Raw genomic sequence first — 16,511 nt, 5'->3', positions numbered from 1 at the left:
AAAAATTAGAATGAAAAATTTACTTCTTTATATTTTACTAACGTTTTCTTTAGCTGTTTCGGCTCAAGAGAAAGACAAGACATTGCCTGATGCGAATGAAGAATATAAGCAGAATAAATTTGTAGACGCTGAAGCCAATTATAGAATTTCGCAGTCAAAATTTCCTAAAAAAGCAATAGCTTCTTATAATTTAGGAAATACAATTTATAAGCAAAATCAAGTTTCTGAAGCTAAATTCGCATACGCGAAAGCAATAAAAAATGCTAAAACAAGGCCTGAAAAACATAAAGCATTCCACAATTTAGGAAATGTTTTAATGAAAGAGAAAGATTATACGCAGGCAGTTGAAGCTTATAAAGAAGCGTTACGAAATGATCCTACAGACGATGAAACGCGTTATAACTATGCTCTGGCCAAACAAAAACTAAAAGAAAATCCTCCGAAAAACGATAAAAATAAAGACAAGAATAAGGATAAGGACAAAGACAAGGATAAAAATAAAGATAAAGACAAGGACAAAGATAAAAATAAGGACAAGGACAAGGATAAAGATAAGAAGGACGATAAAGGCGATAAAGACAAAGATAAAAAAGACGGCAAAAACGATCCAAAAAAAGATGATAAATCAGACAATAACGGACAGCCAAAACCGCAGCCCGGAGGAATCTCAAAAGAACGTGTTCAGAATTTATTAGATGCGGTTAACAACGAAGAAAAGAAAATTCAGGATAAAGTTAACGCTCAAAAAGTAAAAGGAAGTCCTAGAAAAACAGAAAAAGACTGGTAGATTTTTAGGTTTATTCGTTTAACTGTTTATTCGAATAAACAATAAAACTGTAAAAAAACCGATTAAACAAATAACAATTAAACAGTTAAACAAAACTGAAAAATTAATGAAAAGATATTTAATTCTATTACTATTCACTTTTCAAGGACTTATGGCTCAAGTTCAATTTGAAGCCAGAGTAAGCAAAAATACGCTTGGATTAAACGAAAGACTTCGCGTTGACTTCATTATGAATGTTGATGGAGACAATTTCGAACAGCCTGCATTTGATGGCTTTAGAGTTGTTGCAGGTCCTAGCCAGCAAATAAGTCAGTCTTGGGTAAATGGCAGAAGTTCTTTTCAAAAGATATACTCTTACATTTTACAGCCCGACAGAAAAGGGACAATCAATATCAAACAGGCAGCGATCGAATTTAATGGACAAGTTTACAAAACTTCTCCAATAAAGATTGTTGTTACAAATGCCGTTGCACAAGAAAGAGACCCGAATGACAGACCTCAGGGATCAGGAAGCGAAACATTGAATCTGGTTGCAGAAATATCTAAAACGAATCCGTATTTAAATGAACCCATTACGGTAGTTTATAAATTGTATTTCAACAATATCGGCGTTACTGGTTTTAAAGAATTGGCAAAACCGAAATATAATGATTTCTGGAATCAAAACATCGACATCAAACAATTGGCAATAGAAGAAGGAACCTATCAAGGCCAAAGATGTTATTATGTCATCTTGAAAAAGACTATTCTATATCCTCAAAAATCAGGAAAATTAACGATTGAACCGCTTTCATTAGATATTGGCGTGCAATTGCCAACAAATCGCCGTGATATGTTTGGTCAAATGATTTTAACGGATGATAACAAAATTGTTTCGGCTGGAGCTAAAACCATTAATGTTAGGCCGCTTCCTGAAAGCAATAAACCCGAAGGTTTTAGTGGCGCTGTTGGTAAATTTAACTTTACAGTTACACCATCAAAAACAAGTTTGAAAAATGGTGAAAGTTTAGATTTAGTTGTAAGCGCATCAGGAGCTGGAAACATGAAATTATTTACGTTGCCAAAACCAGTTGTGCCAAATGCTTTAGAAATGTACGATCCTGTTCATGACGAAAAGGTAACAACTTCATTGGCTGGAATGTCTGGAAAGATTTCGGATAAATACACTATTATTCCGCAATACAAAGGAAAATACGTCATTAAACCTATGCAGTTTTCGTATTTCGATTTGAGTACAGGTTCTTATAAAACTATAACCTCTCAAGAAATTACAGTTGACGTTTTAGACGGACCAATGCAAACCGAAGCGAGCAACTCTGCTAATGCTTCTAAAAATGTCATTACAAAAACAGAACAATTCAAATACATTAAGCCAAAAACAACTTTGGTTTCGATAGCTAAAAAAGATTTTTACAGCTCAGATTTGTATTTTATATTGATATTCCTTCCGTTTGTTATTTTGCCGATCATAGTTTTGGCTAAAAAGAAAAAAGAAGCGATTGACGGTGACGTTGCCGGAAACCGAATTAAAATGAACAACAAACTGGCGAAGAAATATTTATCTGAAGCCAAAAAACAGCTTAATAACAAAGAGCCATTTTATATTGCTTTAGAAAAAGCAATGCACAATTTCTTGAAAGCAAAACTGCATATTGAAACCTCAGAAATGAGCAAAGACAATATTCGTGAATTGTTATTGTCAAGAAAAGCAAACCCAGAAACGGTACAGAACTTTATTATTTTGACAGAAAACTGTGAATTTGCGCGTTATGCTCCGGCTTCAAGCGCTTCGATTCAGCAAGATTATGACAAGGCTGTTTTGATTATTTCGGAACTTGAAAAACAAATGGTTTAGTTTTAATCGCAAAGTTAGAAATGTTATTACACCTCTACAAAATGAAAAATATAGTTTATCTCTTTTTATTAATCTCTCAGATTTTCTTTGCTCAAAGCAGCTTTGAAAAAGGAAATGCTTTGTACCAAAAGGGACAATATCAGCAAGCAGCTCAGGAATATGAAAATATCCTAAAAGAAGACAAACAAGAGTCGGCTGAATTGTATTTTAACTTAGCAAATTGTTATTATAAGCTCAATAAAGTAGCCCCTTCTATTTATAATTACGAGAAAGCATTAGTTTTAAAACCTAATGATCCTGAGACTTTAAACAATTTAAAATTTGCTAAAAAACTAACTATTGACGAAATTAAAGAAGTTCCTAAAGTAGGTTTTGCAAAACTGATACAGAACTTTACCGGAATTTTCGATTATAATACTTGGGCAAAAATTTCTGTCGGAATTGCATTTGCTTTTTTATTAACTTTTATTGGCTACTATTTTTCACAGCTCACCCTTTCAAAAAGACTACATTTTATTGGAATGTTTGTTCTTTTGGCTGGTTTGGCTTTGAGTGTATCTGCTGGAATGTCTGAAAAAAGTCATTATGATAATGATCGCCCCGCAATTGTTTTTGCTGAATTAAGCGAAGTTCGAAGCGAACCGCAAAAAGCCGGTGTTGCCATTTTCTTATTACATGAAGGTGCAAAAGTTTATGTAAAAGAAACTTTAGGAAAATGGAAAAAAATAGAATTGACTGACGGTACTGAAGGCTGGATTGATGCTACAACGATTAAAGAAGTTAAGCCAATTTTTTAATCCTATACTATTTTCAAACTATTTAAGTGATATAAGCAAATATTAGTTTGTTTAAATTAAGATCTTAAATCAACTTATATCACTTATATGGTGAAAAATTAAAAAGCATAGACTTTTAAAGGCGTTACGCAATAATCTAATCTTATATCGAATTCGAAGACATCTTTAATTTGGTTTTCGGCTTCAAAAAAAGAAAGTCCAATTTTTATGGTTTCTGGTTTGCATTCAGATAAAAATTTATCGTAAAAACCTTTTCCATAACCTACTCTATTTCCTAAAACATCAAAAGCCAAAAGCGGTATAAAAACCACATCGATAGTTTGTGACGGCACTGGCAAACCATTTACTGGTTCCGGAATATTATAATCGTTTTTCTTGATTTTGGTATTATCAGTCAAAAGAAAATGAGTCATTTCACGAGTTTGAAAATCACTTTTAGAAACCACAATTTCTTTATCTTTTCCAGAAAGCAAATGCAAAATATATTCTGTATTTACTTCTTTTTGTTCTTCGATAGGCAGAAAAACATGATAATAGGTTTTATCCCAAATGGGCAATTGAATTAAATTATTGGCTATAGCCAGACTTTTTTCTTCGACTTCATCAGTTGAAAGTTCTTTTCGAAGATTTTTATACTGTAATCTTAATTCTTTTTTATTCGTCGGCATTATCAGGGCTATTTTTAGACATGTGGTAAATTGCATCACCTTCATACACAATCGGCGAATGATTCGCGTTTATGACAAATCCGTCGTGCGGTGCTTTTACTTTCTGCTCAAATTTACCAAACGGATCTGTTATAATAGCTAAAATAGTTCCTTTAGTAACAAATCTTCCAATCATATTATAATCATGCAATAATCCAGAACATTTGGCACGAAGCCAAACCGAATTTTTGATATAAATAGAAGGATCTTCAGCTTCTTCGACAATATGTTTAGGGTCAAGCATGTTTAAATAAGCCAGCAAACGCTGTACTCCCATCACTCCTTCATTTGCTACCGAATTATTGATATCTAAAGATTTTCCTCCTTCAAAAAGCAACATTTTAATATTGGCTCTTTCGCAGGTATTTCTAAAAGAACCGTTGATGTTTTTAGAATACAATGTAAACGGCGCATTAAAAACATCGGCTAGAAGTTTTAGATCTGGGTTATTTTCTGTAATTCTAATTTGCGGTGCGTTAAAACGGCTTGCGCCTCCAGCATGAAAATCAACAGCATAATCTATTATCGGCAAAACTTCTGCAACAATATGATAAGCAAATCTGCTTGCTAGAGAACCTTTTTTACTTCCTGGAAAAACTCTGTTTAAATCTCTTCCGTCTGGAAACTCTCTCGATTTATTGACAAAACCATACATATTGATAATCGGAATACAAATAATAGTTCCTCTTGCAGGGCGATTTATTTTTTTGCTGATGATCTGGCGAACAATTTCTACTCCGTTAATTTCGTCACCATGAATTCCTGCAGAGAATAAAACTACCGGACCCTCTAGCTTAGAACGGCGAACAATAACAGGGATATTAAGTTTTGTCGTGGTATGCAGCCTCGCAATTTCGACGTTTATCGTTTTGTTTTCTCCCGGCAAAATCGATTCGCCAAAAATAACTAAGGGTTTACTATTTTTCATGTAGAATTATAAAATCTAAATATAGAAATTATTCTTTTGATTTCGTAAATTTGAAACTAAATCAATGCTAAGCTTTTTATAAGAAATCGGAATGATTTTTGACAAAGCTTTTCAATACCTCCAGAAATAAAACAGAATGCAAAAACCGTCTTTAGAACTTCAAATTCAAACCTTGCCAGACAATCCTGGCGTGTATCAGTATTACGATAAAGACGACAAAATATTGTATGTTGGAAAAGCAAAAAATTTAAAAAAAAGAGTTTCCTCCTACTTCAATAAAATTCACGATACGAGAAAAACGAATGTGCTGGTTAGAAAAATTGTAACCATAAAACATATTGTCGTTCCTACTGAAACTGATGCGCTTTTACTAGAAAACAATTTAATAAAAACACTGCAGCCACGTTATAATGTTTTGCTTCGTGACGACAAAAGTTACCCTTGGATTTGCATTAAAAGAGAACCTTTTTCTAGAATATTTTTGACTAGAAGAATGATCAAAGACGGATCTGAGTATTTTGGCCCGTATACTAATTTCAAAATGGTTTATACCATTCTCGACTTAATAAAAGAATTATACCCTTTACGAACTTGTACTTACGATTTAAGCGAATCAAATATCAGAGCTGGCAAATTTAAAGTTTGTTTAGAATACCATATTGGAAATTGCAAAGGTCCTTGTGAAGGTTTAGAACCCTTAGAAAATTATCAAAGACAAGTCGATGCAATTAGAGAAATTCTGAAAGGAAATTTCAAAGAAAGCATGAAAGATTTTAAGCGTTTAATGAATCAATATGCGCAGGATCTGCATTTTGAAGAAGCCCAAAAAATCAAAGAAAAAATAGAAATTCTTGAAAACTATCAATCCAGATCTACAATCGTAAATCCGAAAATTACCAATATTGATGTTTTTTCGATTGTGTCTGATGAAAGTGCCGCATTTGTCAATTTTTTACAAATTTCTCACGGATCGATTATTCGTTCGCATACTTTAGAAATCAAGAAAAAACTAGACGAAAGCGATGAAGAATTATTAGAATTGGCGATTATCGAGCTTCGTGAACGTTTTCAATTATTATCAAAAGAAGTTATTGTTCCGTTTGAAATTGATTTAGGCGAAAATATAAAAACGACTGTTCCGCAGCTTGGAGATAAAAAACAGATTTTAGATTTGTCTATTCGAAATGCAAAATTTTATAGAATAGAACAACTGAAACAATTGCAGATTGTAGATCCGGATCGACACACTAATCGCATTATGGCACAAATGCAGAAAGATTTGCGTTTGCCGGTTGAGCCTCGACATATTGAATGTTTTGACAACTCAAATATACAAGGAACAAATCCCGTGGCGGCCTGCGTGGTTTTTAAAGATGGAAAAGCAAGCAAGAAAGATTATCGCCATTTTAATGTGAAGACTGTTGAAGGCCCAGATGATTTTGCTTCGATGACTGAAATTGTCTATCGCCGTTATAAAAGATTATTAGATGAAAATGAACCTTTGCCACAATTAATTATTATTGATGGAGGAAAAGGGCAATTATCTGCGGCATTAAAAAGTATTGATGAATTAGGATTACGCGGTAAAATTGCCATTATCGGAATTGCAAAACGACTTGAAGAGTTGTTTTATCCTGGAGATTCGATTCCGCTATATTTAGACAAAAAGTCTGAAACATTAAAAGTAATTCAGCAATTGCGGAATGAAGCGCACCGTTTTGGAATTACTTTTCACCGCGACAAACGAAGCAAAGCGGCACTAAATTCCTCGGTTGAAAGCATTCCTGGAATCGGCGAAAAAACAATGATGACATTAATTCAGCATTTTAAAAGTGTTAAAAGATTAAAATTGGCTACAGAAAAAGAAATATCTGACGTTATAGGTTTATCACGAGCCAAGAAAATTATTGATTTTTATCATCCTAAAGAAAACTAAATTCATTTGAAAAAGCACATTCTACATATCTTGCTGTTTGTTTTTGGCATTACGTACAGTCAAAACGATATTTCATTTTTGCAAAATGACAAAAGCAAAATTAAAGTAAGCTATATCAATAATTTTGAGAGTTTAGAAGTAGAAAATATGCAGAACGGACAAATACAAATTATAAATAATATTGAAGTTTCGATAACGGAAAAACCTTCACATTTAGAAATAAACGATTATAACTTTGATGGTTTTACAGATTTTGCTTCATTTCACACAGATGACGGAATGGGAGTTTATACCATTTATCAGATTTTTATTTTTAATCCAAAAACAAAAAAATTTGATTCTTTAAAATTTCCATCGAATTTTAGTCCTAAATGCGACATGTTTTGTGATGTTAAAATAGATAAAACTAAAAAGACACTAACGTCGAGTTGCAGAGGCGGTGCAAGAAATCATATAGATACTTGGAAATATGACAAGAACAAAAATTTAATACTTTCTAAAACAGAATCATATTAAGATAATATATTAGAAAGCCAAAAAAATTGTCGACTTTTACAAAACCAACTAGTTCACTTTATGCGCCCAAAACAGCTGTCCATTTTAAATAAGCAATCAAAGTTTTCATTTCCGATGACTATCGGAAATTACTGGACTGTGGCGTTGGCACTTATTTCCATTTTAGTATTCAATCCACAAAACACTTTTTCGCAAGAAATAAAAAAAGACTCTGTTAAAAGACCAAAAATTGGTTTGGTTTTAAGCGGTGGAGGCGCCAAAGGATTTGCACATATTGGCGTTTTAAAAGTTTTAGAAGAAGCCGGAATCAAAATCGATTTTATCGGCGGCACAAGTATGGGATCTGTAATTGGCGGTCTTTACGCTTCTGGCTATAATGCTTCTCAAATTGATTCAATCTTCAAAAAAACCAATTTTGATGAATTAATCAACGATTATATTCCGCGTTCGTCTAAAAACTTTTACGGAAAGAAAAATGATGAATTGTATGCGATCGTTTTGCCTTTTAGTAATTTTAAAGTTGGAATTCCCGAAGCACTCTCAAAAGGAATGTATAATTATAATTTATTGAGCAGTTTAACTCGAAATGTGCGTCACATTCGTGATTTTAATAAATTGCCAACTCCTTTTTTATGCATCGGCACAAATATCGAAACAGGCGAAGAAGTTTTGCTTAACAAAGGAAACCTAGTTCAGGCGATGATGGCAAGTGCGGCATTCCCTTCCCTATTTACTCCAGTAGAAATTGATGGAAATTTATTGGTCGACGGTGGCGTAGTAAACAATTATCCAATTCAGGAAGTACGAAATCTTGGGGCTGATATTATTATTGGTGTTGATGTTCAGGACGATTTAATGAAAAGAAAAAACCTGAAAAATGCTACCCGAATTTTGGTTCAGATTACCAATCTGCAGTCAATCGATAAAATGAAAAGTAAAATAAAGGACACTGACGTTTATATTAAACCAGATATTCGCGATTTTGGTGTAATTTCATTTGATAAAGGTGAAGAAATAATCCGAAAAGGAGAAGAAGCTGCTTTTGCTGTTTATGAAAAAATTAAATCACTCGTTAATGAAGATAATTTTTATAAAAAACCAAAACTAAAACTGGCTACGGATACTATAGAAATTAAAAAAATAAACAGTGAACTGTTAGACAATTATACTAAAGAATACATTCGAGGAAAACTGCGTTTTAAACCCGGAAGTACCATTACTTATGATGATCTTAAAACAGGAATAAACAATCTGAATGCTACTCAAAACTTTAGTACCATTTCGTATTGCCTTCAGCCTGACGGAAAGCAAGATGATTTAGATCTTGTGTTAAAAGAAAACCCAACTCAGACTTATCTAAAACTGGGCCTGCATTATGACGGACTTTATAAAAGTGGTATTTTATTGAATCTTACCCATAAAAAAACATTCTTAAAAAATGATGTTACTTCTTTAGATGTTATTTTGGGTGATAATTTTAGATATGATTTAAATTATTATGTTGAAAACGGATTTAATATCAGTTTTGGATTTCGTTCGCGACTAAATCAATTCAACCGAAATGTTACGACAAGCATTAGTAATTTAGAAACACAAAATCCAAACGTAAACTTGATAAATGTTGACTTTTTAGACCTCACAAATCAAGCTTATTTTCAAACTATTTTTGTACAGAAGTTTTTAATGGGCGGCGGTTTAGAATACAAATATTTGAAAATAAATTCGCCAACGCTCTCTAATAATGAAAACATAATTGACAAAAGTAATTATATGAGTGTCTTTGGGTATTTAAAATACGACTCTTTCGACAACAAAAGCTTTCCGCATTCAGGATTGTATTTTTCATCTGATTTACAAACTTATTTAGCGTCATCAGATTATACAAATAAGTTTAAGCCTTTTTCAATCGCTAAAGCCGAAGTTGCTTTTGCCAAAACATTATTTAGAAGAGCTACAGTAAAAATTGGAGCAGATGCCGGATTTAATATTGGCAGCGACAGTGTTCCGTTTTTCAATTTTATTCTCGGCGGTTATGGCTACAGCAAAATCAATAATTTCAATTATTTCTACGGATATGATTTTCTAAGTATTGCTGGAAACAGCTATATAAAATCAACAATTACTTTAGATTATGAAATTTTCAAAAAAAATCACGTGAATTTTTCTGCCAATTACGCCAATTTAGGTGATGATATTTTTGGTACTGTCGATTGGATCTCAATGCCCAAATATTCTGGGTACGCAGTAGGCTACGGATTAGAAACTATTATTGGTCCAATTGAAATCAAACAATCATGGTCTCCAGAAATGTCAAAAAGTTTTACTTGGTTTAGTATCGGATTTTTATTTTAATTTGTAATTTAAATCAATAAAAATTACGACATTTGTTATAATGAAAACAAAATGGACAGGTTTATTAGAATATCTTCAATTCCTTATCAAGAGAAATCCTGAGTAAAACCGATCGAATTGAGATGATTAGTCAATTAGAAAATTGAGCTGATTATCTGTTCACACAATTCAAATTTTTCGAATTATCTAATTTACAAATTATCTAATTGAAAAGCCATGCCATTATATCATAAACTCGGAGACTTTCCACAAAAGAGACACACTCAATTTGAAAAACCTAACGGTGGTTTTTACTACGAACAATTGTTTGGAACTGAAGGTTTTCACGGACATTCATCATTGTCATATCATGTTCATAGACCAACACAGGTTAAAGAAATTTTAAACTCTTATTCGGTTGAACCAAAAATTGCAATCGGAAAAAACATAAAATCATTACTTTTTAAAGGTTTTGAATTAAAGCCTGAAAATGATTTTCTGGACAGCCGAAAAGCCATGTTAGTCAATAAAGACTGCATTATTGGTTTGGCTGCACCGAAAGAATCGCTTCGAAATTATTTCTACAAAAATGCCGATGCCGATGAAATGCTTTTCATCCACAAAGGAAAGGGAAAATTAAGAACCATGTTAGGAAATATTCCGTTTGAATATGGCGATTATTTGATTATTCCGAGAGGCATTATTTATCAAATTGAATTCGAAACCGAAGAAAACCGACTTTTTTATGTCGAATCATATTCTCCATTTTACACTCCAAAACGATATAAAAACCAATCGGGTCAGCATTTAGAACATTCTCCTTTTTGTGAGCGTGATTTTATTTTGCCAAGTGAATTGGAAACGCACGACGAAAAAGGTGATTTTTTAATTAAAATCAAAAAAGAAGGCATGATTCACGAAGTGGTTTATGCAACACATCCTTTTGACGTTGTCGGCTGGGACGGATATAATTTTCCATACGGATTTTCCATTCACAATTTCGAACCTATAACTGGGCGTGTTCACCAACCGCCACCAGTACATCAAACTTTTGAAACGGCTACTTTTGTCGTTTGTTCTTTCTGTCCAAGACTTTACGATTATCATCCGAAAGCAATTCCGGCGCCATACAATCACAGCAATATAGATTCAGACGAAGTACTATATTATGTCGATGGCGATTTTATGAGTCGTAATAATATTGAGCAGGGTCATATCACGTTACACCCAAAAGGAATTCCGCACGGACCAGCGCCAGGAGCGATGGAACGCAGTATTGGCCACAAAGAAACTCAGGAATTAGCTGTTATGGTTGATACTTTCAGACCCTTAATGGTTACAGAAGAAGCTATGGGATTAGATGATGGTCAGTATTATAAATCCTGGACGGAGTAACTAATCGAATTTAACCGCAAAGTTCGCAAAGATTTTACGCAAAGAGCGCTATAATTACTTTGCGAACCTTGCGTAAAATCTTTGCGAACTTTGCGGTTAAAAAAACAAAATCTTAAATCAACACTTCGGTTTTTCAAATAAACGATTAACCGATTAAACAAATAAACATCATGTCAAAAGAAGTAAAATCAGTAGAATACGGATTAGAGAAAATATTTGAAGGAGCACAAGATTTCCTTCCATTATTAGGAACAGATTATGTAGAATTTTATGTAGGGAATGCAAAACAATCTGCACATTATTACAAAACAGCTTTTGGATATCAGTCATTAGCTTACGCCGGATTAGAAACCGGAGTAAAAGACAAAGCATCTTATGTTTTGAAACAGGATAAAATTAGAATTGTTTTGACAACGCCATTAACGCAAGATTCTCCAATTCATGCACATCTTCAAAAACATGGAGACGGAGTAAAAGTTGCGGCGCTTTGGGTAGAAGATGCCAGAAGTGCTTACGAAGAAACTATGAAACGCGGTGCCAGATCTTTTATGGAACCAACTGTTGAATCAGATGAATTTGGAGAAGTTGTTCGTTCCGGAATTTATACTTACGGAGAAACAGTTCATATTTTTGTAGAAAGAAAAAACTACAATGGCGTGTTCTTGCCAGGTTACAAAGAATGGAAATCTGATTACAATCCAGAACCAACCGGATTAAAATATATTGATCACATGGTTGGAAATGTGGGCTGGAACGAAATGAATACCTGGGTAAAATTTTACGAAGAAGTTATGGGATTCGTGAACTTCTTATCTTTTGATGACAAACAAATTACCACAGAATACTCTGCATTGATGAGTAAAGTAATGTCTAATGGAAACGGCAGAATTAAATTTCCAATTAACGAACCGGCAGAAGGAAAGAAAAAATCACAGATTGAAGAATATTTAGATTTCTACGGCGGCCCTGGAATTCAGCACATCGCAATTGCTACAGATGATATTATTAAAACAGTATCTCAACTAAGAGCACGCGGCGTTGAGTTTTTATCAGCTCCTCCTCATACTTATTACCAAGCAATCCCTGAAAGATTAGGTGTTCATATGGACATGATGAAAGAAGATATCAACGAAATTGAAAAATTAGCGATCATGGTCGATGCCGATGAAGATGGTTATCTATTACAAATATTTACAAAGCCGGTTCAAGACAGACCGACGCTTTTCTTCGAAATTATTCAAAGAATGGGGGCAAAAGGATTCGGTGCAGGGAACTTTAAAGCCCTTTTTGAGTCAATTGAGAGAGAGCAAGAATTGAGAGGAACTTTGTAAAATCGCAATATTTTTACATTATATAGAAAAATTCGCTATAAAACGATGCTTTTTATGCAAATGTTATGTTAAACTTGCCTTTTGCTATTTCTTTTTTGAACTTTCTGCATATCTTTGCACTCGCAAATCAAGAAGGGGTGGTTTCCTTCTGAATTGATATAAATTTCATAATTTATAGTTTTTTGGTTAGTTAATAGCATAAAAACTCAGTCATTCCTTGACTGAGTTTTTTTGTTTCGGTACATTTGGAATAGAATTTGCATTTAATTATCTTTATAATGAAATGTAAAAATTGTACTATGAAAAAGCTAGTTCTCATCATATTAATTCTCACCTCACTTGCTTTTGATACCCAAAAAGAAGATGCATTTGGAACAGGTGAATACTTTAAGTTCCGAATTCACTACGGAATTGTAAACGCAGGTTACGCTACACTCGAAATAAAAGACGCCACCATAAACAATAAAAAAGTGCATCATGCTATTGGTAAAGGTTATACAACCGGAATGTCAAAATTTTTCTTCAAAGTAGAAGATTTATATGAAAGTTATTTTGACAAAGAAACAGGAAGTCCATATCGCTACATCAGAAAAATAGATGAAGGAGGCTACACAAAAAATCAGGAAGGTATTTTTAATCAGGCCGAAAATAGAGTTTTGGTAAAAGATTATAAGCGAAAATCAGAAAAAACAATTATTATTACTGATAATGTGCAAGATATAATTTCGTCTTTTTACTATTTGCGAAATCACCCAAATATAGACAAACTTAAATCAGGAGACGCCATTACAATTGACATGTTTTTCGATGAGGAAATCACAAAATTTAAGTTAAAATATATAGGCCGTCAAGATATTACAACTAAATTTGGAACCGTTTCTACCATGGTATTTAAACCTTTGGTACAAACAGGAAGAGTTTTTAAAGAAAAAGAAAGCGTAACACTCTGGATCACAGATGACGACAATAAAGTTCCAGTCAGAATAAAAGCAGATCTTGCCGTTGGATCACTTAAAGCGGATCTTGACGAATATAAAGGATTAAAAAATCCATTTAAAGTAAAAAAATAATGAACCTTACTGATCATTCAGAATCAATTTTAAAAGAAATTGACCAAAAATTTCAAGCAATAAATCAAAAAACTGATGTTCAGTTAGAAGGATTACTTTGGTCTAAACCAATTACGTATTGGGATTATATTCAGACAGATGCTCTTTTAAGCTTACAAGTACAACGCACTACACTTCCTGACGAAATGGTTTTTATCATGTACCATCAGGTAAATGAATTGATCTTTAAAATGATTTTATGGGAAATAGATCAAATTGCAGAAACTCAAAACATTCAAGTCGATTTTTTCAGCGAAAGATTATCTAGAATTACACGCTATTTTGACATGCTTACCAATTCGTTCAGTATTATGGAAAACGGAATGGAAGTGGATCAGTATATGAAATTCAGAAATACATTGACTCCCGCAAGCGGTTTTCAGAGTGCGCAATATCGTTTAATTGAATTTGCTTCGACAGATGTTATCAATTTAACAGACCGCCGCTACAAAGACAACTTTGATGAAAATACTGATTTAGAAATAAGTTTCGAACATTTATACTGGCAAGCTGCAGGAAAAGATTATCAAACAGGCGAAAAATCATATTTGCTTCAGGAATTCGAAAAGAAATATAAAGGTCATTTTTTAAGACAAATGTCTGAGTTTAAGACAAAGAATATTTGGCAAAAATTTACGCAACTGCCTGAACAAGATCAGCAAAACCAAGAATTAATTCAGGCAATGCGCCATTATGATAAAACTGTAAATATCACCTGGGTTATGCAACACCTTAATACAGCTAGAAAGTACATTCTAGAAAGCGGAAAAGGCAATGGCGAAGCAACCGGAGGAAGTGACTGGCAAAAATATATGCATCCAAAATACCAAAGACGCATCTTTTTTCCTAAATTGTGGACCGAAGAAGAATTGTCCAATTGGGGAAATGAAACCACTGCTTAATTTCCCAAAAAAAATTAAAAGTTTGAAAAAAGCATTCGTAATTATAGTCCTCTTATTTTCAGTATTTTCATGTAATAAAACCGATGAAAAAGTTGAAATTAAAATCACTAAACCAAAAACTAAGAAAGTAGAATTCGGTTTTAATTACGCTGATTTTAATGTCGTTAATGACACTATAACAAAAGGAGATTCTTTTGGATCTATCATACAAAGCCAAAATATTGGCAACAAAAAAGTTTTTGATATTGTCGAACAGGTAAAAGACACTTTTGATGTTCGAACAATTCGCTACAACAAACCTTACACAATTCTTCGATCTAAAAACAAAACCAACAAGCTGCAAGTTTTTATTTATCAGCCTGATGCGTTAACCTATTATGTAATTGATTTACGAGATAGCATTGCAAAAGCATACAAAAAAATAAAGCCTGTTACATTTAAACGCAAAATAATTGGCGGAGTCTTAAAAAGCTCATTATCTGAAACTTTAGGAAACGAAAGTGTAGAAACAGCACTTGCCAATCGAATTACAAAAGTATTTTCTTGGTCTATTGACTTCTTTAAACTTAAAAAAGGAGATCGTTACGGATTAGTTTTTACCGAACGTTTTATTAATGGCAAAACATACGACGGCGTTGAAGATCTAGAAGCCGCATTTTTTGAATATAAAGGAAAGATTATTTACGCTTTTCCATTTGAAAAAGATACCCTTTCGGGGAAAATTGAATACTATGATGATGAAGGAAAAACGCTAAAAAACTTTTTCTTAAAAACACCAATTAAGTTTAGCCGAATCACTTCAAGATTTACAATGAACAGATTTCACCCTGTTCAGCATACTTGGAAAGCACATAAAGGAACAGATTACGCCGCTCCAACAGGCACGCCAATTTCGACAACTGCATCTGGCGTTGTAGAAGCAACTGGATACACCGCAGGAAACGGAAATTTTGTAAAAGTAAAACACAACGGAACCTACTCTACTCAATATCTTCATATGTCTAGAATTTTGGTACGTCGCGGACAGCGCGTTACACAAGGACAAACAATTGGTTTGGTAGGAAGCACAGGATTAGCGTCTGGACCTCATGTTTGCTACCGCTTCTGGAAAAATGGAGTTCAGGTGGATGCGCTTCGATTGAATTTACCAACCGGAGAATCTTTAACCGGAAATGACAAAACTCGTTTTGAGAAACAAATTGAACCTCTGAAAAGAGAATTGGACAGTATTGGAAACTTGTAATTTTTTATTGAGAACTCCATTCTAAAAAATAGAAAAAACCATGAAAAACTCACGTCTCAAAACAATTTACAACGAAACTTTTTCAGATTTAAAATTATTTTACAGAGACACAAATCTTTCAGAAGACTTAATTTCAAAATATAAAATCGGGCAAATAATTCAGGAAAAAGGCTTTACTGATATGACTTCTATGGGAGCAGGTCTTTCAGGAAATTTGAGGTATCTGATTGCCAGTGCAAATGCAAAAGACATATCAAAATTCAATCCAGATTCAGCAAAAATTGGTCATTTCCTTTTAGATTCTATTGCCTATTTTAAGGTTTTAGACATACAGAAAATGGATAATCAAACACAAGTTTTTCTTTTGAACATTCCCGATAATTCAATTTCACTTTTTAAAAATTCAAATTCAAATCTAGAAGAAGAAATCACAGAAAAGGCCAGAAAGAAATTCGTAGACAAGAGAAATATTGCTTTAATTTCCGAATTACAAACTGAAGATTGGAAAGAGAGAACCAAATCTCCGATTGGAATGAACGAGAACGGGGAACTATTTTTTGACGATTCTAAAATTAAAATTGAATCGCCAAAAAAAATCGAAATTGACATAGAGAAAAAAATCATTTCGATTAATAAAAAACCTTGGTGGAAAATTTGGTAATATAAATTCCGAA

General features: G+C 33.2%; 14 protein-coding genes. 12 read left to right on the top strand and 2 right to left on the bottom strand.

The genetic code is table 11. The annotated features are described in order from the left end of the window. Positions 1-10 precede the first annotated feature (10 nt). From IR010_RS14090 to IR010_RS14080, 3 genes are all read left to right on the top strand, one after another. Positions 11-787: a tetratricopeptide repeat protein gene (locus IR010_RS14090; RefSeq protein WP_194604706.1), complete on the top strand. Its 777-nt coding sequence runs from the start codon at positions 11-13 to the stop codon at positions 785-787. Between the two features lie 106 nt (positions 788-893). Continuing rightward, on the top strand, positions 894-2,642 hold the full coding sequence (locus IR010_RS14085) for a BatD family protein (protein WP_194604703.1): 1,749 nt from the start codon (positions 894-896) through the stop codon (positions 2,640-2,642). Positions 2,643-2,683: 41 nt separating this feature from the next. After that, positions 2,684-3,439: a tetratricopeptide repeat protein gene (locus tag IR010_RS14080; protein ID WP_194604699.1), complete on the top strand. Its 756-nt coding sequence runs from the start codon at positions 2,684-2,686 to the stop codon at positions 3,437-3,439. A gap of 98 nt (positions 3,440-3,537) precedes the next feature. On the opposite strand, the gene IR010_RS14075 is transcribed toward IR010_RS14080, so the two are convergent. Together IR010_RS14075 and IR010_RS14070 are read right to left on the bottom strand one after the other, a co-directional pair. After that, positions 3,538-4,107 (bottom strand): 5-formyltetrahydrofolate cyclo-ligase, encoded by a 570-nt coding sequence (locus tag IR010_RS14075; protein WP_194604696.1) that lies wholly within the window; start codon positions 4,105-4,107, stop codon positions 3,538-3,540. Further along, positions 4,094-5,074, bottom strand: a complete 981-nt coding sequence (locus IR010_RS14070; protein WP_029270882.1) for a succinylglutamate desuccinylase/aspartoacylase family protein — start codon at positions 5,072-5,074, stop codon at positions 4,094-4,096. Before IR010_RS14070 ends, IR010_RS14075 begins: the two co-directional genes overlap by 14 nt. 136 nt (positions 5,075-5,210) lie before the next feature. Between IR010_RS14070 and uvrC the strand changes: the two genes are divergently transcribed. The 9 genes from uvrC (at position 5,211) to IR010_RS14025 (ending at position 16,498) form a co-directional block, all read left to right on the top strand. Continuing rightward, on the top strand, positions 5,211-7,010 hold the full coding sequence (uvrC, locus tag IR010_RS14065; RefSeq protein WP_194570253.1) for an excinuclease ABC subunit UvrC: 1,800 nt from the start codon (positions 5,211-5,213) through the stop codon (positions 7,008-7,010). A gap of 6 nt (positions 7,011-7,016) precedes the next feature. Then, positions 7,017-7,526: an XAC2610-related protein gene (locus tag IR010_RS14060; RefSeq protein ID WP_194604693.1), complete on the top strand. Its 510-nt coding sequence runs from the start codon at positions 7,017-7,019 to the stop codon at positions 7,524-7,526. A 60-nt stretch (positions 7,527-7,586) separates the two neighbouring features. After that, entirely contained in the window at positions 7,587-9,878 is a 2,292-nt protein-coding gene (locus tag IR010_RS14055; RefSeq protein ID WP_194604690.1) for a patatin-like phospholipase family protein, read from the top strand. Positions 9,879-10,094: 216 nt separating this feature from the next. Beyond that, positions 10,095-11,252: a homogentisate 1,2-dioxygenase gene (locus tag IR010_RS14050; protein WP_029270889.1), complete on the top strand. Its 1,158-nt coding sequence runs from the start codon at positions 10,095-10,097 to the stop codon at positions 11,250-11,252. Between the two features lie 170 nt (positions 11,253-11,422). Further along, positions 11,423-12,583, top strand: a complete 1,161-nt coding sequence (gene hppD / locus IR010_RS14045) for a 4-hydroxyphenylpyruvate dioxygenase (protein ID WP_194570245.1) — start codon at positions 11,423-11,425, stop codon at positions 12,581-12,583. Positions 12,584-12,882: 299 nt separating this feature from the next. Continuing rightward, positions 12,883-13,653 carry a DUF3108 domain-containing protein gene (locus IR010_RS14040; RefSeq protein WP_029270893.1) on the top strand — a complete coding sequence of 257 codons (771 nt, stop codon included), beginning with the start codon at positions 12,883-12,885 and terminating at the stop codon, positions 13,651-13,653. Next, entirely contained in the window at positions 13,653-14,594 is a 942-nt protein-coding gene (locus IR010_RS14035) for a tryptophan 2,3-dioxygenase family protein (protein ID WP_029270895.1), read from the top strand. The genes IR010_RS14040 and IR010_RS14035 overlap by 1 nt, the downstream gene beginning before the upstream one ends. Positions 14,595-14,616: 22 nt before the next feature. Next, positions 14,617-15,837, top strand: coding sequence for a M23 family metallopeptidase (locus IR010_RS14030; protein ID WP_029270897.1), 1,221 nt, complete (start codon positions 14,617-14,619; stop codon positions 15,835-15,837). A gap of 40 nt (positions 15,838-15,877) precedes the next feature. Further along, positions 15,878-16,498, top strand: coding sequence for a hypothetical protein (locus IR010_RS14025; RefSeq protein ID WP_194604687.1), 621 nt, complete (start codon positions 15,878-15,880; stop codon positions 16,496-16,498). Positions 16,499-16,511: the final 13 nt, after the last annotated feature.

The sequence above is a fragment of the Flavobacterium sp. MR2016-29 genome (genome assembly GCF_015350695.1).
In the GTDB taxonomy this organism is placed as follows: Bacteria; Bacteroidota; Bacteroidia; order Flavobacteriales; family Flavobacteriaceae; genus Flavobacterium.
The sequence above is the reverse complement of the archived record's forward strand: the minus strand, read 5'-3'. Positions and strand labels throughout refer to the sequence as shown.